Origin of the sequence: Amycolatopsis sp. CA-161197, assembly GCF_050942255.1 — a bacterium.
Lineage (GTDB): Bacteria > Actinomycetota > Actinomycetes > Mycobacteriales > Pseudonocardiaceae > Amycolatopsis.
In genome coordinates, this window is record NZ_CP192059.1 from 3,526,430 (window position 1) to 3,547,504 (window position 21,075).

Here is a 21,075-nt window from a genome sequence, read left to right on the forward strand (position 1 = left end):
TCACTGGACGGTGTAGGTCTCCAGTGAGTGCGCGATCCACCCGGCCGTGCGGGCGATCACGAACACCGCCTCCCCGGCGCCCTCGGCCATGCCGTGGACGAAACACAAGGCGCCCAACGCGAACTCGACGTTCGGCTCGAGATCGCGGCGGCGGCGCACGAGGTCGATGGCCCCTTCGACGATCGCGAGCCGTTCGGGGTCGGCAGGCGCCTCGGCCAGCAGGCGCAGCAGCTCCGAGGCGCGGGGATCGGCACTGCGGTAGCGCGGTTGCCCGAAGCCGGACAGCCGGTCGCCGCGCAGCAGGCGTTGTTCGAGCACCCGGGAAACCGAAGCGGGCGAAGCGATGTCGTTCAGCCACGCCTGCACGGCCAGTGACGACCCACCGCCCAGCAACAGTCCACTCGCGACACTCATGCCCGCGAGCACGGCCGAGTACGGGTCCGCCGCCTTGGCCGCGGCCTCGCGCACCGCGCGCGTCGACGGGCCGAGACCGTGGTCGGCCAGCAGGACCAGGGCGGCCGAGAGCACTGCGAGCCGTTCCGGTGTCGCGGGTTCCGCGGTGAGCCGGCCCCACAGCCGCTCGGCGATGGGCCGGCCGCCCTCGCACACCGCGCCCGGCTGCGGCAGCGACTCCACGAACGCGGGCGCCATCGTGCGCGCCGCGGAGAGCACCGAGGGCACGGACAGGTCGTAGCGGAACGAGTCGCGCGCGCCGAGCAGCGTCGCGGTGACCTTGAGCCGGTCGAGCGGCAGGCTGCTCGCCGGCATGGTGTCCTGCAGCCGGTGGATGGCCGAGACCAGCTCCGGTTCGAGGTCCCGTGCGGGCGCCACGTCGGGCTGCTCCCACAGCAGCTCGGCCACCTCTTCGTACGACGCCGTGCGCGCGAGCTCCACGGCGTCGCGCTCGCGGTAGAGCAGCGTGTCGCCGTCGAGGCGCGCGACCTGGCTGGTGTCGGCCGAGACCGCCGGCTCGTCGTCGTGCAGGAGCGTGCGGGTGCCCTTCCGCTGTCCGAAGCCTTCGACCTCGCTGCGCGAGAGCCAGCTGCGCCGGTCGCGGGGGAGCCGGTGGCGCTTCAGCAGGCCCCGGCTGATGTAGGCGTACACCGTGCTCTGCTTGACCCCGAGGACGTCGGCTGCCTCGGCGATCGACAGCACCTCAGTGTCGGTGCTCACGACTGGTGCCCCCTCCTCTGTCGGCGATCTCGTGCCGCGGTGACGATTCGCGGCGAGTCTAGTGACCGCCAATGCTTGTCACGGAACAGAAACATCGGGTTGACAACGGATTCCGGACCGGCCTACGGTCTCGTCGTTCTCGTCAATGTTGATGCTCAATGTTGATTATATTGATTTTCGAGGTGGAGCGCCAGTGCAGGTTCACGACATCGCCGTCATCCGAGGGGACGGGATCGGTCCCGAGCTGGTGGACGCCGCGCTCACCGTGCTGGGCGCGGTCACGGCCAAGGGCGGCTTCGAGCTGCGCTACACCGACGTCGACGCCGGCGCCGACACCTACCGCCGCACCGGCGTGGCCTGCTCACCCGAAGACCTCGAATACCTGCGCACCGCTGTCGCGGCCACGCTCAAGGGTCCGGTCGGCCTGCCCGACGTGCGCTTCCCCGACGGCACCGAGGCCGGCCTGCTCGGCGGCATCCTGCGCATCGGGCTCGACGCGTACGCCAACGTCCGCCCCGCGCTGCTGCTGCCCGGCGTCACGTCGGCGCTGGGCGGGGTGGCGGCCGGAGGCATCGACTACGTCATCGTCCGCGAGAACACCGAAGGGCTCTACGCTTCGCGCGGCAAGGGCGTCGGCAACCGCTGGGCCGTGTCCGACACGCTCATGACCACCCGTGAGGGCACGCTGCGCATCTGCCGGCGCGCCTTCGAGCTCGCGGCCGCCCGCGGCGGCGCACCCAGCGACGGCAAGCACCGCGTGACCTGCGTGGACAAGAGCAACGTGCTGCGCAGCCACGCGCTGTTCCGCGAGATCTTCTTCGAGGTCGCCGCCGACTTCCCGGACATCGAGACCGAGGTCCTCTACGCCGACGCCGCGGCCCAGGCCCTGGTGCTGCGCCCCGGCGACTTCGACGTGCTGGTGATGGAGAACTTCCTCGGCGACGTGCTCAGCGACCTCGGCGGCGCGACCGTCGGCGGCATCTCGCTGTGCGGCTCCGGCAACATCGGCGACGTCAGCGCGTACTTCGAACCCATCCACGGCAGCGCGCCCTCGATCGCGGGCAAGGGCCTCGCGAACCCGATCGGGCAGATCCTCGCCGCCGCGATGATGCTCGACCACCTGCACCACACCGCCGAGGGTGACCTCGTGCGCGCGGCCGTCGCCGGCGCGCTCGAGGCCGGCGACATCCGCATCCGGCCGGACGGCTCGGCGACGGGCGGTCCCGCGGCCGTCGCCGAAGCGGTCGCGGCGCGGCTCACCTGACTCCTTTCCCGATGAAGAGAACGGAAACACCCGTCATGAACACGGAGCTCGAGTTCACCGGCGCCCGCCGGCGCCGCATCATCATCGCGGCCTCGGCGGGCAACTTCGCCGAGTGGTACGACTGGGGCGTCTACGGCGTGGTCGCCACGATCATCGCCGCGAAGTTCTTCCCCGGCAACGACCCCGCCGTGGCGCTGCTCAACACCTACGCCGTGTTCGCGCTCGGCTACATCGCCCGCCCCATCGGCGGCATCTTCTTCGGCTGGATCGGCGACAAATACGGCCGCCGCCGCGCGCTGTCGATCTCGATCCTGTTCACGTGCTTCGGCACCGCGCTCATGGGCGTGCTGCCCACCTATGCGCAGATCGGCCTGCTGGCGCCGGTGCTGCTGCTCGTGTGCCGGCTCGCGCAGTCGATGGGCGCGGGCGGCGAGTACGCGAGCGCGATCAGCTTCGTGTTCGAGCACAGCCCGGCCGCCAAACGCGCTCGCAACGTGAGCACGCTGATCGCCACCACGTTCATCGGGATCCTTTGTGGATCACTCCTCGCGCGCGTGTTCTCGAGCATCCTGACCAAGGACGAGTACCAGACGTTCGGCTGGCGCATCCTGTTCCTCGTCGGCCTGCCGCTGGCCGCGTTCGGTGTGTACCTGCGCTCGAAGGTCGAGGAGAGCCCGGAGTTCGAGCTGCTGGTCAAGGCGCGCGAGAAGGCGAAGGCCGCCGCCACGCCGCTGCGCGACGCCCTGCGCCTGCACTGGGTGCCGATCGTCGTCTTCATCGTCTGCACCGCGAGCTACGCGCTGCTGAGCACCACCATCACGTCGTTCCTCACCACGTTCCTCATCAACGTCGGCAAGCTCGACAGCACCGAGGCCTACAACGCGACGATCGTGAGCAACGTGCTCGTCATCATCGGCACGCTCGTGATGGGGCCGGTGGCGGACAAGATCGGGCTGCGCAAGGCGTTGAGCCTCACCGGGCTCGTGGTCGCGATCCTCGCGGTGCCGTCGCTGGCGCTCGCCGCGGGTGGCGGGGTCGGCGCGTTCACCGGCGGCGCGCTCATCGGTGCCTGCAAGGGCCTGCTCGCATTGCCGGCGCTGCTCGCGATCAGCCAGATCTTCCCGACGGCCGTGCGCGTCACGGCGGGGGCGCTCGCCTACAACGTGGCGCAGGCCGTGTTCGGCGGCACCGGCCCGATCATCGGCGTGTGGCTCAACGACGTGACCGGCGGCCCGTACGGCCTCGGTGTGTACCTGGCGGTGCTCGGCCTGATCACGGCGGTCGTCTCGTTCTACGCCCGGCGGACCTTCGACCACGACGAGGCCGTGGTCCCCGTCGCCGACACGGTTTCCCCGGAGGCTCGGTGAACATCCTTCCGCTGACCCAGGGCTACCCCGGGAAAAGCACGCAGCACGGCGGGCTCGGCTGGAGCAGCGTCACCCTCGTGCGCCACGGCGAACGGCTGATCCTGGCCGACACGGGCTCGTTCGGAATGCGCTCTCTGCTCGCGCAGCGGCTGGCCGAACACGGCGTGGAACCGGGTGAGGTCACCGACATCCTGCTCACGCACGCGCACTACGACCACGCCGCGAACTACCTGCTCTTCCCGTCGGCCACCGTGTGGGTGGGCGCGGCGGAGCTGGAGTGGGCGGCCGGGCGCGAGCCGGGGTTCGACCCGTTGCCGGAGCTGTACGCCGCCGATCTCGCTCGTAATCCGCGCACCCGGCGGGTGAGCGAAGACGGCGAGATCTTCCCCGGCGTGGAGGCGTTCGCCGCGGCCGGGCACACGCCGGGCTCGCTGGTGTTCCGAGTGGCCGGTTCCGTGCTGTTCAGCGGCGACGCCGCGAAGAACCGCGCGGAGCTGCTGGGCGGTGATGTCGACATGACGCTCGACCGCGAGGCGAGCCGCGCGTCCGTGCACAAGATCCTCACCCTGTGGCGGGAGCACCCGGACACGCTGCTCGTGCCGGGCCACGACGTGCCGATGCTGTGGCACGACGGCCCCGTTTACACGGACACCCGGCGAGCCGGGATCCGTTCGTGGTTCGGCGAAGACCTCGCCGCGACCACCGAGTTCGACCTGACCGAAGGAGAAGGACACCGATGACCGGCGACACCCAGATCACCGCCGAGGACCTGCGCGGGCTGGCGGCCCGCGCGCTGGCGGGGAACGGGATGTCCGAAGAGGACTCCGCGCGCGTCGCCGACGTGCTGGTGCTCGCCGACCTCTTCGGCATCCGCACGCACGGCGTCGCGCGGATCCCGCAGTACCTCGACCGCGCGCGCCTCGGCGGCGTCGACCTCCACGCGAAGGTGGCGGTGGACCAGGTCGCGCCGGCGTTGTCCCGGGTGGACGGTGCCAACGGCATCGGGCCACTCGTCGGTTCGCACGCGCTGGACGCGGCGCTGGCCTCGGCTCGGGCGACCGGCCTCGGCGCGGCCTTCGTGCGCGGCAGCAACCACTTCGGTCCGGTGATGCCGTACCTGTTCCGCGCGGCGGAGCAGGGGTTCGCGGCGATCATCGCGAGCAACGCGACCACCACCATCGCCCCGTGGGGCGGCCGCGAGGCGCGGCTGGGCAACAACCCGCTCGGCATCGGCGTGCCCACGCCCGGCGGGGACCCGGTGCTGCTGGACATCGCGATGAGCGTGGCGGCGCGGGCGAAGATCCGCGCGGCCGCGGCGGCGGGGGAATCCATTCCGGACACCTGGGCCACCGACCGCGACGGCAAGCCGACGACGGATCCCGCGGCCGCGCTGGACGGCTTCCTGCAGCCGCTGGGCGGGCACAAGGGGTACGGCCTGTCGGTGATGGTCGACCTGTTCGCCGGAGTGCTCTCGGGCGCGGGCTACCTCACGCGCATCAGCTCGTGGAGCGTCGATCCGGAGCGGCCGCAGAACCTGGGCCACGTGTTCTTCCTGATCGACACGGCGAAGCTCGTGCCCGCTGCCGAGCTGACGTCCCGGATGGACGATTTCGCTTCCGTCCTGCACACCACGCCGCCCGCGGACCCGGCGCAGCCCGTGCGGCTGCCGGGTGAGTTCGAGCTCGCGCGCTACCACCGGCAGCTGCGTGACGGCCTCCCCGTGGACGACGGGGTGCTGGCCCGGCTGTCCGAGTTCGCGGGCGCCGTGCGGTGACGACGGTGCCCTCCGGTTCGTGCGACTGTCACGTGCACGTCTTCGACCCGCGGTTCCCCTACGCCGCGGACCGGGCCTACACCGCCGGCCCGGCGAGCGGTGAGCAGCTGGACGAGCTGCACTGGCGGCTCGGTGTGAGCCGGGCGGTGCTCGTGCAGCCGAGCCCGTACGGCACGGACAACTCGTGCCTGCTCGCGCAGCTGCGCGTCCGGGGCGACCGGGCGCGGGGGGTGGTGGTGTTCGACCCCGCTGCCCCGGCGCCGCTGGGGGAGTGGCACGCCCTGGGGGTGCGCGGGGCGCGGGTGAACCTGGCGACGTTCGCGGTCGACGACCCGGCGGTGGCCCTGGCGCCACTGCGCGCGACCGCGGCGGCCATCGCGGACCTCGGCTGGCACCTGCAGGTGTTCACAGAGCTGTCCGTGGTCGCGGCGCTGGCCGACGACCTCGCGCGGCTGCCGGTGCCCGTCGTCCTCGACCACTTCGCGCTCGCTTCGCCCGACCTCGGTCAGTCGGGCCTGCCGGAGCTGACCGACCTCCTGCGATCCGGTGCGGCGTACGTCAAGCTCTCTGCGCCGCACCGGATTTCCACGGCTGCCGACCACGCGGACGTCGGGCCGCTCGTGAACGCTTTGGTCGCCGCGGCGCCGGACCGGTTGCTGTGGGGCACCGACTGGCCCCACACCGGTGGCCGGCCGCGTACTCCGGGCAACCGCCTGAGTGTCGAGCCGTTCGAGCCGGTCGACGACGCGCGGGCACTGGCCCGGCTGCTCGACTGGACCGGCCCGGAGGTGGGCCGGCGGATCCTGGTCGACAACCCGGTCGGGTTGTACGGGTTCTGACGGGGGTGGTGTCCGTCTCACTCGACGGGCGCGCAGGGGACGGGCGAGCTAAGTTGCGCGGAACAACCCTCTGCCCGGCGAGGAGGCGGTCCCGGTGAGCACGACGACCTTCGCCGCGGTGTCCGCCGTCAAACGGCGGTCGCCCGGTGGTTTCGACGCGGACATCAGCCCGCAGTGGACAATCGGTGGCAAGCCGAACGGCGGCTACCTGCTCTCGTTGATCGCGCGCGCCGCCGTCGCCGAGCGCGAGCACCCCGACGTGCTCGCCGCGAGCGCCCACTACCTGCGCCCGCCCGACCCGGGCCCGGCCGAGGTCGAGATCGAGACGCTGCGCACCGGCCGCGGTTCCAGCCAGGTGCGCGGCCGCCTCGTCCAGAACGGCAAGACCGCGGTCGAGGCCCTCTTCACCGTCGGCACGCTCACGGAGGGCGAGCCGTACTGGCAGGACGGCCTGCCCGACCCGCGCTTCGACGTCGAGTCCGCGTCCCGCGTCCCGGGCGTCACACCGCTCGGCCTGCCGGTGGCCATCATGGACGAGATCGAGGTCCTCCTCGACCCCGCCAGCGCCCGCGTCTTCACCGACGGCCCCTCCGGCCGCGGCGAGCTCCTCGGCCGCCTCACCCTCCCCGGCGGCGAACCGTTCGACCCGGTGAGCCTCCTGTTCGCCGTCGACGCCTTCCCGCCCGCGACCTTCGACCTTGCCCCGTCGGGCTGGGTGCCCACCCTCGAGCTCACGGCCTACGTCCGCGCCCGCCCGGCCCCCGGCCCGCTCCGCGTCCTCCACCGCGCCCACCTCATCACCGACAGCCGCGTCGACGAGTCCTGCCACATCTGGGACAGCACCGGCAAACTGGTCGCCCAGGGCACCCAGCTCGCCGGCATCCGCCTCTAGCGCTTCCCCATACGGCATGGGGTGCGGACGACGCACCCCATGCGGCGTTCGGTGCGATGGACGCACCCAACGCCGCATGGGGGCGCCTGGGGGAGGGGGAGAGAGCGGGGGTCAGCCGAGGGACTCGGCCCGGGCCACGCTGTTGAGCAGGGACGAGTTCATCAGGAACTTGAACTCCAGCTCCGCGTCGTCGCCCAGCGCCGCGAGTTCGGCCAGGCGTTCCTTGCGCCGCACGGGGTCCTTTTCCTCCAGGCGGCGCTTGTTCGTCACGGTCTGCTGCTGCACGAACTCGATGTTCACCGTGCGGCGGCGCAGGTCGTAGCGGTCGAGAACCTTCTCGTCGGCCGTGGAGGCGAACGCGTGCAGCGAGGAGGCCAGCTCGACGGCGTCGTGGATGCCGCAGTTCAGGCCCAGGCCGCCGATGGGGTTGTTGACGTGGGCGGCGTCGCCGGCGAGGAAGACGCGGCCGGAGCGGAAGCTGGCCGCCACGCGCTGGTGGACGTTGTACAGCTTGCGGTGCACGAGCTGGTCCGCGGGGTTCGCCGAGAGCGCCAGGCCCGAAAGCCGGGCCCGCGCGCCCTCGTCGCCCACGGCTTCGTCGTCGGTTTCGCCCACGGTGGTGGGGAAGACGGCGCGCCAGCGGCCCTTGCCGTCGTCGCCGGCGACCTTGAACAGGTTGACCCACTCGCGCGGGTCGGCCCAGTAGTTGCGGTAGCTGCAGTCCAGTTCGGACTGGAAGTCGAACAGCGTGGTGAGCACCAGGAACCGCTCGGGCCACGTGTAGCCCTCGAACTCGATCCCCAGCGCCTTGCGCACGGTGCTGCGCCCGCCGTCGGCGCCGACCACGTAGTCGGCGGTCACCGGGCCCTCGGCCGTGTGCACGGTGGCGGAGTCCGCGTCCTGCGTCACGCCCGTCACCGCGGCGCCGAAGCGGACGTCCACTCCGGACAGCCGCTCCAGCACCATGTTCACGATCTTGTGCTGCTCGATCTGGACCACGAAGGGATAAGGCGTCACGTCGCGCAGCACGTCGTGGTCGAGCCGCGCGATGAGGGAACGCTCCGGCCGGTCCCAGAAGTCGAAGTACCGCGCGACGAGCCCGCGGGCGACGACGTCGTCCATCAGGCCCAGCTCGCCGAGCATCGCCAGGGTGGAGGGGTGCACTGTCGCGGCTCGCGGGGCGTCCTCGACGGCCTGCTCCGCTTCCAGCAGCGTCACGTCGAACCCCCGCCGGGCGGCCGCGAGCGCGAACACCGCGCCCACCGGACCCGCGCCCACGACCACCACGCTCTGTCCCATGTCTTCGTCAGTTCCTTTCAGCCGAGTTTCGCGAGCCAGCCGGCCACGGTGTCCACCAGCGACTCGCCCGAGCCGTCGAAGCGGTGCCCCTCCGTGCCTTCCGGCGACGGCAGCGACACCGACGTGACCGACGGCGAGATGCCCTGCTCCAGCGCCGCCTCCAGCCAGCCGGGCTCGAAGTCGTGGATCACGGTGTCGTGCTGGTCGCGCACCATGAGGATCGGGTTGGGCACGCGGGCGATCCACTCGATGCTGCGCGCGCCCGCGGTGCCCGTGCGCCGGTAGGTGAGGAAGTGCTGCGCGGTCACCGGAACCGTGCGCCCGCCGAGCCACGACATCTGCGTGGACAGCGTGCGGCCGAAGTCGCCGGCCTGCGCCGCGGCCACGGCCTCCTCGGTCAGCGCGCGGTAGGTGGCCTCGTCGTTGATCAGCAGGTGGCGCGACTTCCACGGCAGGTCCGCGAACATCCCGGTCAGCGCGATCCCCGCCGTCTCCGGGTGCCAGTGCGTGGCCGCGAAGTACGACACCTGCGACGTGCCGAGGCTGTGCCCGTGCAGCACGATCTTCGAGTAGCCCAGCGAACGCGCCGTCCAGTACGCGGCCTCGATGTCGCGCACGGTCGCGTAGAAGTTGTCGGTGTTCACGGCGTCGCCCGACTGGCGGGTGTTGATCGCGAGCACCGGCACGCCGCGGCCGCTGAGGCCGAGGGCGAGCGTGCGCACCGGCAGGCTGCCGATGCTGCCACCGCTGCCGTGCACGCTCAGCACGAGCGGCGCGTCGGGCAACGGCTCGGCCGGCACCAGGTGCGCGGCCGGCCCGGACCGCCCGTCGAGCGAGGTGATCTCGTAGTACTGCAGCGAAACGCCGTCGGGTGCGTGGAAGTCGAGCAGGGACGCCGGTGTCTCCGCGGGGCGGTAGGTGACCGCCGCGGCCGTTTTGTCCTCAGTGGACACTTGTCGTGCTCCCGTCACTTCGAACCGGTGTAGACGAGCTTGCTGTAGTCGACCGTGCCGCCGAAGCCGCCGAACTGCTTCATGGCGTCGCCCCAGATCTTCAGGTCGTCCTGTGAGACCTCGGTGGTGAACTCGCCCAGCGGGGACTTCTTCGCCTGCTCGGGCGTGACCTTGGTGTAGGCGGCCAAGGCGGTGTAGGCCTTGTCGTTGTTGGCCTTGATCCACTGCGCCGCGTCCTGCAGCGCCGCCTTGAACCCGTCGGCGAGCTGGGGGTTCGCCGCGGTCCAGTCCTTCGAGGCGATCCAGTACGTGCCACCGAGGTAGTTCGGGCTCAGCGCCCGCTCCGGGTCGCCGAGGCTGCGCATCCCGGCCTGCTTGCCGACGGTGATGAACGGGTTGATCACCTCGACGGCGTCGACCTGGCCGGCCTTCAGCTCGTCGATCATGTTCGGCGTCGGCACCTGCACGAACTGCTCGGCCGCGGGGTTCACGCCGTTCTTCGACAGCCACGCCTTCGTGGCGATGTTGATGTTGCCGGTGAGCGTCGGCGAGCCGATGCGCTTGCCCTGCAGCTGTTTCACGTCCGTGATGTCCGGGCGCACGAAGATCTGCACGCTCTGGTCCTCGGGCGAGTCGCCGTTGTTGCCCGACACGGCCACGAGCGGCACGCCGGACGAGGACGCGCGCAGCATGATCGGCGCGACGCTGAACCCGAGGTCGTACTGCTTGCCCAGCAACGAGGGCACCAGCGTGATGTCGTTGAGCGTCGTGGTGGAAACGCCCTTCACGCCGTGCTTGGCGAAAAATCCTTGTTGGTCGGCCACCAGCACCGCGAGCGAGTCGTTGGTGTTGTTCAGCGCGATGCGGATCTTGCCGTCGGCCGAGGACGTCGAGCCGCTGGAGCCGCCACAGGCGGACACGGCGAGTGCGGCCGCCAGGAGTGCGGTGGCCAGCGTGGTGATGCGGGTGCCCCTCATGGCGCCTCCGTAGGAGTGGGGGGATGGGGATGGGGATCCGGGGAGAGATTCACTATCCGGAGTAGTTGAGCAGAGACAGTAACTCAAGTTAGCTAATCTCTCAATGGTCCAGCTCAGAACGTTGGTAACGGCCTTGTTAAGCCTGGATCGCAGACCAAAAAGCACTACTCAAGTCATTGACGTGTGGAAGGTTAGGCGCCCATCATGGCCAACGCCAGCCCTGAAGGAGGTCCCGATCCCGTGACCGTAGAAGCCACCGCGCCGGCCACCGAGACGGCGGATGCGTTTTCCTGTTCGAAGCTGTTCGTCGAGTACCGCACGCGCAACAAGGTGCTGCGGGTGCTCGAGGACGTCGGCTTTTCCTGTGCCCAAGGGGAGTTCCTCAGCATTCTCGGGCCGTCCGGCACCGGGAAGACGACCTTGCTGCGGATCCTCGCCGGGCTCCTCTCCCCGGGCGAAGGCTCGTCCGTGCGGTTCCGCGGGAAGGAGATCACCGGCCCGCCCGCCGGCGTCGGCATCGTGTTCCAGAACTACGCCGCGTCGCTGCTGCAGTGGCGCACGGTGGAGCGCAACGTCGCGCTGGGCCTGGAAGGCCGCACGAGCAAGGCCGAACGCGACGAACGCGTTCGCGAGGCGCTCGACCTGGTCGGTCTCGCCGACCGCGGCAAGGACTACCCGTGGCAGCTCTCGGGCGGCATGCAGCAGCGCGTGCAGATCGCGCGCTCGCTCGTGATGCGCCCCGAGGTCCTGCTGATGGACGAGCCCTTCGGCGCGCTCGACGCGATGACCAAGGCGCAGCTGCAGGACGAGCTGCTCAAGGTCGCCGCGGTCACCGGTGCGACCGTGGTGTTCGTGACCCACGACATCGACGAGGCCGTGTACCTGTCCGACCGCGTGCTCGTGCTCGCCGGCCGCCCGGCCACCGTCGGGCGCGAGCTGCGCATCGACCTGCCGCGCCCGCGCGACCAGGTGGCCACCAAGGAGCTCCCGGCCTACCTCGCCGCCCGTCACCGCGTGTACGAGGCGCTGCGGGCGGAATCCGAGGCGGCGGCCGAATGAGGCGCTTGATCGGGTTCGCGGTGCCGGTGGCCGTGATCCTGTTGTGGCAGCTGGTGAAATCGGCCGGGCTACTGCCTTACGACAACATCCCGGCCCCGTCGGACATCTGGTCGTCCACAGTGGATCTCGCCTCCTCCGGTGAGCTGCTCACGAACACCGCGCACACGCTCGCCGCCTGCCTCGGCGGCTGGGCGCTCGGTTCGGTGCTGGGCCTGCTGCTCGGGCTGTTGCTCGGGCTCGTCCGTCCCGCGTGGACGTACGGTATGGCGTCGGTGGAGGTGCTGCGCGCGCTGCCGGCGATCTCGTTCGTGCCGATCGTGGTGATCCTGCTGGCGCAGACGGTGGAGATGGAGATCGTGATCGCCGCGTGGGTCGCGATCTGGCCCGTCGCGATCAGCACGATCGACGGCGTGCGCGGCGTGAACCCGGTGCACCAGGACCTCGCGCGCAGCCTCGGCCTCTCGCCGGTGGCCAAGGTCGTGAAGTTCGCGCTGCCCACGGCCCTGCCGAAGATCGTGGTGGCGCTGCGGCTGAGCCTTTCGGCCGCGCTGGTGCTCGCCATCGTCGCCGAGATCGTCGGCGACCCCCAGGGTATCGGCTACGCGCTCGTGGAGCAGCAGCAGTCGTTGCGCCCGGCGGCGATGTTCTCCTACATCCTGCTGACCGGCGTGCTCGGCATCCTGCTCAACTTCATTCTCGTGTGGACACTCCGGTTCGTGCCGGGTGCCCGTCAAGCCGCGCTGGGGGCCGACGATGCCGCGTAGAACCCGCAAGTCCGGCGTCGCGCCCCTGCGCGGCCTGCTTCCGCTCGCGCTGCTGCTCGTGCTGTGGCAGGTGATCGGCGACAGTTCGAGCACGTTCTTCCCGCCGCCGGCCGCCTGGTTCAGCCAGACGTGGGAGCTCACTTCCGGCGGCGCGCTGGTCGACGGGCTGCTCGCCACGCTCGAGACGTTCGTGATCTCGTTGCTGGCCGCCACCGTGCTCGGCGCGGTGCTGGGCCTGCTGATCGGCCACGTCCCGCTGGCCGAACGCCTGCTCGGCCCGATCCTGGAGTACTTCCGGTTCCTGCCGGGCGTCGCGCTCGTGCCGCTGGCCGTGCTGCTCGTGGGCTACACCGAGTCGATGAAGCTGTACGTGGTGGTCTTCGGCGCTCTGTGGCCCGTGCTGCTGCAGGTGCGCCAGTCGGCGAAGTCGGCCGACGTCGTGCTCTCCGACGTGGCTTCGACGCTGCGGCTCGGGAAGTTCGCGGCGTTCCGCAAGATCCACCTGCCCGCGATCGTGCCGGGCCTGCTGCTGGGCGTGAAGATCGCGGCGCCGCTCACGCTGGTGCTGGTGCTCGTGGTCGAGATCAGCACGCAGGTGTCCGGGCTGGGCAAGCTCATGGAGACCGCGCAGCAGAACTTCCAGTCGGCCCAGGTCTACGGGCTCGTGGTCGTGGTCGGGCTGGTGGCGCTCGTGATCAACATGCTCGTGTCGGGGATCGAGGGTTTCCTGCTGCGGTACCGCCCGCAGAACTGACGAAGGCCGGGAGGCTCCGGTCCGGTGTGGACGCACCCGGGCCGGAGCCTCTTTCCACGTCCGCGGTTCGGCGGTTCGCAGTTCGGCGGGGTGTCAGTGGTGGTGCGCGTGCGCGTGGTGCCCGGCCGCGGTGAGCAGCAGTGCCAGCCGCGGGTCGGAGTCCAGCCCCAGGTAGAACGAGAACGTCGCCAGCGCGCCGAACTTGCCCTCGTCGGTGAGCTGGCGCTGGAAGTGGTTCACGTGGTGGTGCACGGCGTTGTCGATGGTGCGCAGCACCTCGACGCCGGCCTCGGACGCGTGCACGGCGATGACCCGGCGGTCGTCGGGGATGCGGGCGCGGTGCACGAGCCCCTTCTCCTCGAGCTGGCGGATCAGGCGCGACGCGAGCGCGGGGGCGATGTCGAGCCGCTCGGCGACCTTGTTCACCGGCAGGGGTCCTTCGGCGCCGAAGATCTGCAGCAGCGCCTGGTGCTGCAGCGGCTGCAGCCCGCCCGCGATGGCCTGCTCGTCGAGCAGCCGCAGGATCTTGCGCAGCACGAACCGCGCGTGCGCGATCGCCTTGACGTGGTTGGCGAAGTCGAGGTCGCTCGACGCGACCGCGCCCTTGCCCCACAGGGCGAGCAGCTCCGCGGTCCCGTCCTCCACCGTGTTCCTCCCCGTGTCCCCGGCCCGCTCGATGATGACGTCGGCACTCGAAAACATCACCAAGTCAATGACCTGAGGACACTATATCAGGGAAGGGCTCAGGAATCGGCAGCTGCGCGGATGGCTTCGGCGATGGCCGAGTCGGGGTCGAGGCCCACGTAGAACGCGAAGATCGACAACGCCGACAGACGTTCGTCCTCGGTCAGCTGGTGCTGCAGGAAAGCGACGCTGTGGTGCACCTCGTCGTCGATCTCCGCGAGCTTCTCCGCGCCGGCGTCGGTGGCGACGACGTTGGTCGCGCGGCGGTCGCTCTCCGACGCCTCGCGGGTCACCAGGCCGAGCTCCTCCAGGCGGCGCACCATGCGTGACGCGAAGGCGGCGGCCACGTCGAGCCTGGCCGCCAGCGTGCTCACGGTGATGCCGCGGGCCTCGTTGGATCCGTACACCTGCAGGAGTGCCTGGTGCAGCAGGGGTTCCAGGCCGTGGGTCTTCGCCTGCTCGTCGACGATCCGCAGCACGCGGCGGGTCACGTAGCGCGCGTCGGCGATGTTCTTCACGTACGCCTGGAACTCGCGGCTTCGCTTGGCGTCGCCGATGTCGGCCCACTTCGTGTAGGCGCGCATTGCGTCGTTCATGGGGGAGCGGCTTCCTTTCGGACGAGCACGGCCTCTCGGACGAGCGCGGCGGCGAGCGAACCCGGCGATCATACGTCGCACCATTTTAGTTGACTAAAGTAAGGTATTCTTGTTAGCCTTCTGGCCCAGGAGGTCACCCCATGGCTCTGCACCCCGCGGACAGTGATCCCAGCGGATTCAAGGCGGCGCTCGGTTCTTTCGCGGCCAGCGTCAACGTCATCACCCTCTGGGACGCGGCCGGTCGCCCGCTCGGCATGACCGCCACCGCGTTCTCGTCGGTGTCGGTCGATCCGCTGATGATCCTGGTCTGTGTCAACCGTTCCACCCGCACGTACGAGCGGATCGCCGAAACCCGTCGGTTCGGCGTGAACATCCTCGGCTCGCCGGCGCGCGAGATCTCGGACCACTGCGCCCGCCCGGGCGCGGACAAGGCCCTGCCCGAGGAATGGCTCACCCGCCGCGAAGGCTGGCACAGCCCGGCCCTCTCCGGCGCCCTCGCGTTCCTGGACTGCGAAATCGACCAGGACGTGCACGCGGGCACGCACGCCGTGCTCATCGCAACCGTCGGCGGCATCGGGCTCAGCTCGGCGCTGCCGCACCACGAACCGCTCCTGCACTTCCGGGGCAGATACCGGCAGTTGCAAGCAGGAGTCCACCACCCGCGGCCCCGGCCGCTACCGATCGCTTTGGAGGAATCGGCGTGACGCGTTCCGGCAAGGACTACGTCGAAGGACTGCGCGACAACCGGCGGGTGTTCGTCGACGGCGAATACGTCTCCGACGTCGCCGCGCACCCCGCGTTCAAGGGGGCCGTCGAGTCCATCGCGCGCGTGTACGACCTCGCGCACGACCCGGCCAACGCCGCGGAGATGACGTTCCCGTCCCCGACCACCGGCGCCCCGGTGAACCTGTCGTACCTCATCCCGCGCGGCGAGGACGACCTGCGCCGCCGCCGGGTCGCGCTGCGCAGGACGGCCGAGGCGACCTTCGGCCTCATGGGCCGCGGCCCCGAGCACGTCGCGGGCTTCCTGGCCGGCTGGGCGGGCCGCTCCGACGTCTTCGCGGCAGGCGGGCAGCGCTTCGCCGACAACGTCACGAAGTTCTACGAGTACGTGCGCGACAACGATCTCTACTGCTCGTACGCGATCGTGCCGCCGCAGATCGATCGCAGCAAGCCGGCGCACCAGCAGGCCGACCCGCACCTGTACGCGGGAGTCAAGGAAGAGCGCGAGGACGGCATCGTCATCGCCGGCGCGCAGATGCTCGGCACGGGCGCGGCGATCTCCGACTACCTGATCCTCAGCTGCATCGTGCCGCTGCAGCCGGGTGACGAGGACCAGGCGATCTCCGTCGCCGTCCCGATCGGTGCCGAGGGCCTGAAGATCTACTCGCGCCGCAGCTACGCCGAAGCCGCCACGAGCGTGTACGACTACCCGCTCGCCACGCGCTTCGACGAGACCGACTCGCTCATCGTGTTCGACGACGTCTTCGTGCCGTGGGAGCACGTGTTCGTGTTCCGCGACCGCCAGATCACCAGCGACCAGTGGAGCCGCACGCCGGCCCACCTGCTGGGCAACAACCAGGCCCAGATCCGCTTCTCCGTGAAGCTGGACCTGCTGGCGGGCCTGGCGCTGCGCGTGGCGCGCATGAACGGCTCGGACAAGTTCCCGCCGGTGCGCGGCGTGCTCGGTGAGCTGGCCGCCCACGCGGCCATGGTGTCCGGTCTCGTCTACGCGCAGGAGCAGAACTGCGAGCTCGACGAGAAGGGCGTGGCGTGGCCGGGTCGCGAGGAGTGCTACGCGACCATGACGCTGCAGTCGGACTTCTACCCGAAGCTGCTGCACCTGGTGCGTGACCTTGTCGGCGGTGGCGTGATCCAGCTGCCGTCCTCGGCCGCCGACTTCGAGAACCCCGAGGCGCGCGCCGACTTCGAGCGGTACGTGCAGTCGCCGGGCCACCCGACGATCGAGCGCGTGAAGCTGCTCAAGCTCGTGTGGGACCTCGTCGGTTCGGAGTTCGCGAGCCGCCACCAGCAGTACGAGATGTTCTACGCCGGCGCGCCCTTCCTGGTGAAGTCGCGCATGAGCCAGATCTACGACTTCGCCCGCGCGGAGGCCCTCGTGGACGGCGCGCTGGCCGGCTACGACCTCGGTGGCCGCACGGAGACCGTGCAGGCGTAAGCGAGGCAGACAGACCGCGGGGCGCTCGGCGGACGCCGGGCGCCCCGTTTCCATGCCCGCATGATGATGGTGCGCACTGGACCGTGACCACGAGAAAGGGCGCCCGGCCGGGACAGGGCGCCCTTTCTCGTGTGTCCGCTGTGGATGGTTCAGCTCGCGCGGTAGCGCACCTCGAACGTGAGGCAGCCTTCCTCGCTCGTCCACGGGCCGTGCTCCATGCCCGGCGGGCGGCAGGCGTAGTCGCCGGCGGAGAAGGTCTTGCCGAGGCGCGTGTCGTGGAACGAGCCTTCGAGGATGTAGACCTCTTCCCAGAAGTCGTGCACCTGCACGCCGTTCGGGGTGGTGTCGGTGCCGGGCTCGAAGCGCAGGATGCGCGTCGCGACGCCGCTGTCGCCGTCGGCGGCGAGGATGCGTTCGGTCAGCTGCGGCACGACGCCCGCGCAGGGCGTGAACTCCACCGTCTTGGCGGGGAAGAACTCGTGTTCCGGTTTGGCCATGGGGGTTTCTCTCTCCAGGTGCGAGGGGTCAGGACACCGAGTAGGCGTGGGTGAGCTCGGGGCCGCCGGGCAGGGCCAGCGACAGCGTCCACGCCTTCCCGGGGACGAACTTGCCGTCGAGCAGCGTCAGGGTGCCGCAGAACATCACCAGGTCGCGCTCGGCCGGGCGGTCGAGCAGGGCCAGCACGTCGGTGGGGATGCGCAGGGCGCTGAGCGGGCCGTACTGGTAGCGCACGCCGTCCACAGTGGATTCGGCGACGATCGCGTCCCAGTCGGGGTTCTCGACCGGGACCACGGTGGTGCCCAGCGGCTTGGGGCAGGCCGCCTTCGAGTCCTTGACGCTGGAGGTCTCGATGTCGCGGTCGGTGTGGTCGGAGCCCACGGTGAGGTAGAGCTTGCCGCCCGCGCGCACGAGCACGGGCTCGACCTCGCCGGAGGTGTTGGTGCCGGCCACGGAGATGGTCGCGGCCTGCGTCGCCAGCGCCGCGTCGAGCTCGTAGAACGCCGGGACGGAGTCGGGCGGCGGCACGCCGATGGCGGCGAGCTCGTCGATGTGGTGCTTCACGGCGGCCTCGTCGCGGCCGGTGTAGCCCGCGACCACGAGGTCGAAGTCGGCGACCGCGACGGTTTCGCCCGTCCCGGCCACGGTGAAGGTGAGTGCGGTCATGCGTGCGCTCCTCGGATGGTCAGTTCGCGGTAGCTGGGGAGCCGGTCGTCGAGCACGGGGAACTGCTCGCGCGTGGCGGGGACGACGCCGGGATCGACGTCGCACCAGGTGATCCCCTCTTCGGTGCCGGCTTCGGCGAGCACGGTGCCCCAGGGGTCGACGACGCGGCTGTGCCCGCCGAGCTCGACCCCGCCCTGGGTCCCGGTGGCGTTGCACGCCACCACGAGCACCTGGTCCTCCACCGCCCGCGCGGTGGTGAACAGGCGCCAGTGCGCGAGCCGCGCCGCGGGCCAGGCGGCCGGCACGATCACGATCTCCGCGCCGGCGTCGACGAGGCAGCGCCACAGCTCGGGGAAGCGCAGGTCGTAGCACGTGGTGCCGGCGACCGCGCCGAACGGCGTCGCCACCGCGGACACGTGGTCACCGGGCTTGAGCAGCTGCGCTTCCTTCGACTGGTAGCCGAACACGTGCACCTTGCTGTAGCTGTGCACGAGCTCGCCGGCCGGGTCGAACAGCACGGCCGTGTTGCGCAAGGCGCCGTCGGGCAGTCGCTCGACGAAGCTGCCGCCGTGCAGGTACGCGCCGGTCTCGCGGGCGAGCTCGCCGAGCCGCGCCAGCGACGGTCCGTCGGCCGGCTCGGCGTCGCGGGCGTAGTCGTCGAACGCGAAGTACCCGGTGGCCCACAGCTCGGGCAGCACGATCAGATCGGCCTCGGCCGCCGAGCGGACGAGCCCGGCCACCCGGTCGAACCGGGCGGCGACGGGCTCGTCCTCGGGGCTGCCGATCTGGACGAGGGCGATCTTCACGAGGCCTGCCACAGCTCGCGGGCGCCCGCGGCGACGATGTCGTCGTAGGACAGCTCGCGGTCGGTGAGCCCGGTCGCGCGGGCGAACCCGGCGAGCCCGGCGGCGGCCTCGGGGGAGATCGCCGGCTCGTAGAACGGCCCGTCCCGCTCGATCAGGCCGGCGATGAGGCCGGCCTCCATCTCCGGGAACAGCGCGGTGCCGACCTTGGTGGCCAGCGACGGGTCCCGGCGCAGCTCGCGCTGGGCCCGCAGCACGCCGCGGGTGACGGCGGCCGCCTCGTCCGGGCGTTCCGCGACCGTGCGGTCCGTGGTCATGAGCGCCGGGAACGTGTACAGCGAGTGGGCGGAGCCGTCGCGGCGGGCGTCCACCACGACCTTGCCGACCCCGCGCTGCACGGCGACCTCAGTGCCCATGCCGTTGGCCCAGAAGGCGTCGATCCGGCCTTCTTCCAGGGCCCGGGCGGCCGTGACGCCGAAGGAGACGTCGCCGGCGACACCCGCGACCGGGGCGATGGTGACGCCCGCCCCGGTCAGATCCACGCCTTCGGCCTCGAGCAGCCGGCGCAGGCCGAGGTCGGGGCCGGGCGCGGCACCGATGCGGACGTCGTGGAGCTTGGCGAGCGTCTCGCGGGTGACGTCGAGGTCGGGCCGCACCACGAGGAACCAGTACATGTTCTGCGCGAGCGCGGCCAGCAGCTTCTGCTCGCCCCAGGTGGAGTCGGCGTAGAGCGGGGCGTGGGCGCACCCGGCGAGGTAGTCGATCCGCCCCTCGCGGAGGGCGATTGCTGCGTCGGTGACGGGGAACAGGAGTTCCCATTCCACGTCGAGACCCTCGTCGCGAAGGTACCCGAGCTCCACGGCCGCGATGGCGGGGAAGTAGGAGTTCGAGACGAGGTCGGGCACGGCAAGGCGCATGGTGGCCTTCCTGGTCAAGAAATTAACAGTACTCAAGTAATTTACTTAGCTTAGTATTTTGGGTCAAGCTGGCGCGCTAGGGGCGCCGGCTGCGGCTTCTTGACGGCCCGCAGGACCACCACGGTGATCGCACACAGCACCGCCGGCACCGCGAAGACCAGGAAGTACACCGGGAAGGGCAGCGAAGCGGCGAGCAGGTAACCGCCGATGAGCGGACCGAGCAGCCCGCCGAGCCGGCCGATGCCCAGCGCCCAGCCCAGGCCCGTCGCGCGGGCCTCCGGACCGTAGGTGGCCATCACCAGCGTGTGCACCACGTTCTGGCCGCCGATGATGAACGCGCCGGCCAGTGCGTTGAGGATGTACAGCGCGACGACCGACGAAGCGAACCCGAAGAGCACGAGGCACACGCCGCCCGCGGCGAACGCGATGGAGAGCGCCACGTACTGGTTCATGCGGTCGAGCACCCAGCCGAGCACGAACCCGCCGATCGTGGCCGCGGCGGCCTGCTCGATCGCGTAGGAGTAGCTGCCGACCAGCGACAGGCCGTGCTTCACGAGCAGCGACACCATCCAGAAGTCGAGCGCGTAGACCACGAACTGCAGGAACAGGTAGAGCAGCGAGAGCGTGAGGGTGGAGTTGCGGTAGTGCGGCGCCCACAGCGTGCGCAGCTGGATCTTGCCGTTCTCGGTGCGCGGGCCGGTGAAGAAGGTGGCGGGGTCGGCGTCTCGCGCCGCCGGCCAGATCGTCGGGAAGACCTGCTTGACGGTCGCGAGCGCTTCGTCGTACCGGCTGCGCGTCGCGAGGAACTGCGGCGTTTCGGGCACGAACCAGGCGATCAGGGCCGCGACGATCAGCGCCGCGTAGGAGATGTGGAACAGCGGGCGCCAGCCGAAGTCGGGCACCAGCAGCGTGGCGGCGATGGCGGCGAGCACGAAGCCGAATGTGAAGCACCCGGCCGACACGGCGGTCATCCGGCCGCGCCGGCGCAGGGGCACGTACTCGCCCAGCATGGCGATCGTCGCGGGCAGCACGCCGCCCATGCCGATGGCGGCGCAGAACCGCAGGATCGCGAACTGCGTGTAGTCGCCCGCGAACCCGGCCGTGCCCATGAAAACGGCGAACACGGACACACCGAGCACGAGCATGCGCTTGCGCCCGAAGCGGTCGCCGAGCGCGCCGAGGCCGACGGCCCCGAGGAACAGGCCGATGAAGGTGAACGACGCCAGCCACCCCGCCTGCACGGGCGAGATGTGCCACTCGGCGACGATCTTGGGGAGCGCGTAGGAAAGGGACTGCAGGTCGTAGCCGTCGAAGATCACCGCGCTGCCGCCGATCGCGGCTATCGCGAGGACCCGGCGGGGCATCGGGGTTTCGGTGAGGATCTGGTCGAACGTGGCAGCGGGTCGCATCCGCGCTCCTCGGCCCGGGCGGCACCCAGCACCACGACACTCACCGGCGAGTGCGGGCGGGGGACGGGTGCCGCGGGTTGACGGGGGATTTATTTAACTTTAGTACCTGACTTGACAGCCGTAAATGATGCGGGAGACGATAGGTCGCGCCCAGGGATGTGTCAACGCCGAACTACGGGAGTGCTCGCCGATCATGTGGACTCCCACC

22 protein-coding genes are annotated in these 21,075 nt (G+C 70.6%); 11 read left to right on the forward strand and 11 right to left on the reverse strand.

The genetic code is table 11. The features are described 5' to 3' along the window. Positions 1–1,173 carry a citrate/2-methylcitrate synthase gene (locus ACQPXB_RS16835; RefSeq protein ID WP_366587917.1) on the reverse strand — a complete coding sequence of 391 codons (1,173 nt, stop codon included), beginning with the start codon at positions 1,171–1,173 and terminating at the stop codon, positions 1–3. 193 nt (positions 1,174–1,366) lie between these two features. Between ACQPXB_RS16835 and ACQPXB_RS16840 the strand changes: the two genes are divergently transcribed. From ACQPXB_RS16840 to ACQPXB_RS16865, 6 genes are all read left to right on the forward strand, one after another. Then, entirely contained in the window at positions 1,367–2,437 is a 1,071-nt protein-coding gene (locus ACQPXB_RS16840; protein ID WP_366587920.1) for an isocitrate/isopropylmalate dehydrogenase family protein, read from the forward strand. A gap of 35 nt (positions 2,438–2,472) precedes the next feature. Continuing rightward, positions 2,473–3,804, forward strand: a complete 1,332-nt coding sequence (locus ACQPXB_RS16845; RefSeq protein ID WP_386953105.1) for an MFS transporter — start codon at positions 2,473–2,475, stop codon at positions 3,802–3,804. Further along, positions 3,801–4,544: an MBL fold metallo-hydrolase gene (locus ACQPXB_RS16850; RefSeq protein WP_366587924.1), complete on the forward strand. Its 744-nt coding sequence runs from the start codon at positions 3,801–3,803 to the stop codon at positions 4,542–4,544. Before ACQPXB_RS16845 ends, ACQPXB_RS16850 begins: the two co-directional genes overlap by 4 nt. Next, on the forward strand, positions 4,541–5,578 hold the full coding sequence (locus tag ACQPXB_RS16855; protein ID WP_432853058.1) for an Ldh family oxidoreductase: 1,038 nt from the start codon (positions 4,541–4,543) through the stop codon (positions 5,576–5,578). Before ACQPXB_RS16850 ends, ACQPXB_RS16855 begins: the two co-directional genes overlap by 4 nt. Continuing rightward, the gene (locus ACQPXB_RS16860; RefSeq protein WP_432853061.1) at positions 5,575–6,417 is read left to right on the forward strand and encodes an amidohydrolase family protein; all 843 of its coding nucleotides are present in this window, start codon (positions 5,575–5,577) and stop codon (positions 6,415–6,417) included. Before ACQPXB_RS16855 ends, ACQPXB_RS16860 begins: the two co-directional genes overlap by 4 nt. Before the next feature lie 94 nt (positions 6,418–6,511). Beyond that, positions 6,512–7,309 (forward strand): thioesterase family protein, encoded by a 798-nt coding sequence (locus tag ACQPXB_RS16865; protein ID WP_432853064.1) that lies wholly within the window; start codon positions 6,512–6,514, stop codon positions 7,307–7,309. A gap of 111 nt (positions 7,310–7,420) precedes the next feature. Here the strand turns inward: ACQPXB_RS16865 and ACQPXB_RS16870 are convergent, their stop codons facing one another. Genes ACQPXB_RS16870 through ACQPXB_RS16880 form a run of 3 tightly spaced genes read right to left on the reverse strand, consistent with a single transcriptional unit; the run spans position 7,421 to position 10,538 of the window. After that, on the reverse strand, positions 7,421–8,608 hold the full coding sequence (locus ACQPXB_RS16870) for an FAD-dependent oxidoreductase (protein ID WP_366587934.1): 1,188 nt from the start codon (positions 8,606–8,608) through the stop codon (positions 7,421–7,423). A 17-nt stretch (positions 8,609–8,625) separates the two neighbouring features. Beyond that, positions 8,626–9,561: an alpha/beta fold hydrolase gene (locus ACQPXB_RS16875; protein ID WP_366587937.1), complete on the reverse strand. Its 936-nt coding sequence runs from the start codon at positions 9,559–9,561 to the stop codon at positions 8,626–8,628. A 14-nt stretch (positions 9,562–9,575) separates the two neighbouring features. Beyond that, on the reverse strand, positions 9,576–10,538 hold the full coding sequence (locus ACQPXB_RS16880; RefSeq protein WP_366587939.1) for an ABC transporter substrate-binding protein: 963 nt from the start codon (positions 10,536–10,538) through the stop codon (positions 9,576–9,578). 240 nt (positions 10,539–10,778) lie between these two features. Between ACQPXB_RS16880 and ACQPXB_RS16885 the strand changes: the two genes are divergently transcribed. Genes ACQPXB_RS16885 through ACQPXB_RS16895 form a run of 3 tightly spaced genes read left to right on the forward strand, consistent with a single transcriptional unit; the run spans position 10,779 to position 13,115 of the window. Further along, positions 10,779–11,597, forward strand: a complete 819-nt coding sequence (locus ACQPXB_RS16885) for an ABC transporter ATP-binding protein (protein WP_366587941.1) — start codon at positions 10,779–10,781, stop codon at positions 11,595–11,597. Continuing rightward, on the forward strand, positions 11,594–12,361 hold the full coding sequence (locus tag ACQPXB_RS16890) for an ABC transporter permease (protein WP_366587944.1): 768 nt from the start codon (positions 11,594–11,596) through the stop codon (positions 12,359–12,361). Before ACQPXB_RS16885 ends, ACQPXB_RS16890 begins: the two co-directional genes overlap by 4 nt. Then, complete coding sequence (locus ACQPXB_RS16895) at positions 12,351–13,115, forward strand: ABC transporter permease (protein WP_366587946.1); 765 nt, start codon at positions 12,351–12,353, stop codon at positions 13,113–13,115. The genes ACQPXB_RS16890 and ACQPXB_RS16895 overlap by 11 nt, the downstream gene beginning before the upstream one ends. A gap of 93 nt (positions 13,116–13,208) precedes the next feature. Here the strand turns inward: ACQPXB_RS16895 and ACQPXB_RS16900 are convergent, their stop codons facing one another. Both ACQPXB_RS16900 and ACQPXB_RS16905 read right to left on the reverse strand, forming a co-directional pair. Then, positions 13,209–13,760: a MarR family winged helix-turn-helix transcriptional regulator gene (locus ACQPXB_RS16900; RefSeq protein ID WP_366587949.1), complete on the reverse strand. Its 552-nt coding sequence runs from the start codon at positions 13,758–13,760 to the stop codon at positions 13,209–13,211. Between the two features lie 98 nt (positions 13,761–13,858). Next, on the reverse strand, positions 13,859–14,395 hold the full coding sequence (locus ACQPXB_RS16905) for a MarR family winged helix-turn-helix transcriptional regulator (RefSeq protein WP_285968433.1): 537 nt from the start codon (positions 14,393–14,395) through the stop codon (positions 13,859–13,861). Between the two features lie 140 nt (positions 14,396–14,535). Between ACQPXB_RS16905 and ACQPXB_RS16910 the strand changes: the two genes are divergently transcribed. Both ACQPXB_RS16910 and ACQPXB_RS16915 read left to right on the forward strand, forming a co-directional pair. Then, positions 14,536–15,099 (forward strand): flavin reductase family protein, encoded by a 564-nt coding sequence (locus ACQPXB_RS16910; RefSeq protein ID WP_366587951.1) that lies wholly within the window; start codon positions 14,536–14,538, stop codon positions 15,097–15,099. Next, entirely contained in the window at positions 15,096–16,574 is a 1,479-nt protein-coding gene (locus tag ACQPXB_RS16915; RefSeq protein WP_366587953.1) for a 4-hydroxyphenylacetate 3-hydroxylase family protein, read from the forward strand. Before ACQPXB_RS16910 ends, ACQPXB_RS16915 begins: the two co-directional genes overlap by 4 nt. A 149-nt stretch (positions 16,575–16,723) precedes the next feature. Here the strand turns inward: ACQPXB_RS16915 and ACQPXB_RS16920 are convergent, their stop codons facing one another. The 5 genes from ACQPXB_RS16920 to ACQPXB_RS16940 are packed head-to-tail and all read right to left on the reverse strand — an operon-like array spanning position 16,724 to position 20,867. After that, positions 16,724–17,071 (reverse strand): cupin domain-containing protein, encoded by a 348-nt coding sequence (locus ACQPXB_RS16920; RefSeq protein WP_220239106.1) that lies wholly within the window; start codon positions 17,069–17,071, stop codon positions 16,724–16,726. Positions 17,072–17,099: 28 nt separating this feature from the next. Next, positions 17,100–17,738: a DUF2848 family protein gene (locus ACQPXB_RS16925; protein ID WP_366587955.1), complete on the reverse strand. Its 639-nt coding sequence runs from the start codon at positions 17,736–17,738 to the stop codon at positions 17,100–17,102. Continuing rightward, positions 17,735–18,544 carry a carbon-nitrogen family hydrolase gene (locus tag ACQPXB_RS16930; protein ID WP_366587958.1) on the reverse strand — a complete coding sequence of 270 codons (810 nt, stop codon included), beginning with the start codon at positions 18,542–18,544 and terminating at the stop codon, positions 17,735–17,737. Before ACQPXB_RS16930 ends, ACQPXB_RS16925 begins: the two co-directional genes overlap by 4 nt. Continuing rightward, the gene (locus tag ACQPXB_RS16935) at positions 18,541–19,476 is read right to left on the reverse strand and encodes an ABC transporter substrate-binding protein (protein ID WP_366587961.1); all 936 of its coding nucleotides are present in this window, start codon (positions 19,474–19,476) and stop codon (positions 18,541–18,543) included. Before ACQPXB_RS16935 ends, ACQPXB_RS16930 begins: the two co-directional genes overlap by 4 nt. A gap of 32 nt (positions 19,477–19,508) precedes the next feature. Next, entirely contained in the window at positions 19,509–20,867 is a 1,359-nt protein-coding gene (locus ACQPXB_RS16940; RefSeq protein WP_366587963.1) for an MFS transporter, read from the reverse strand. Positions 20,868–21,075 lie beyond the last annotated feature (208 nt).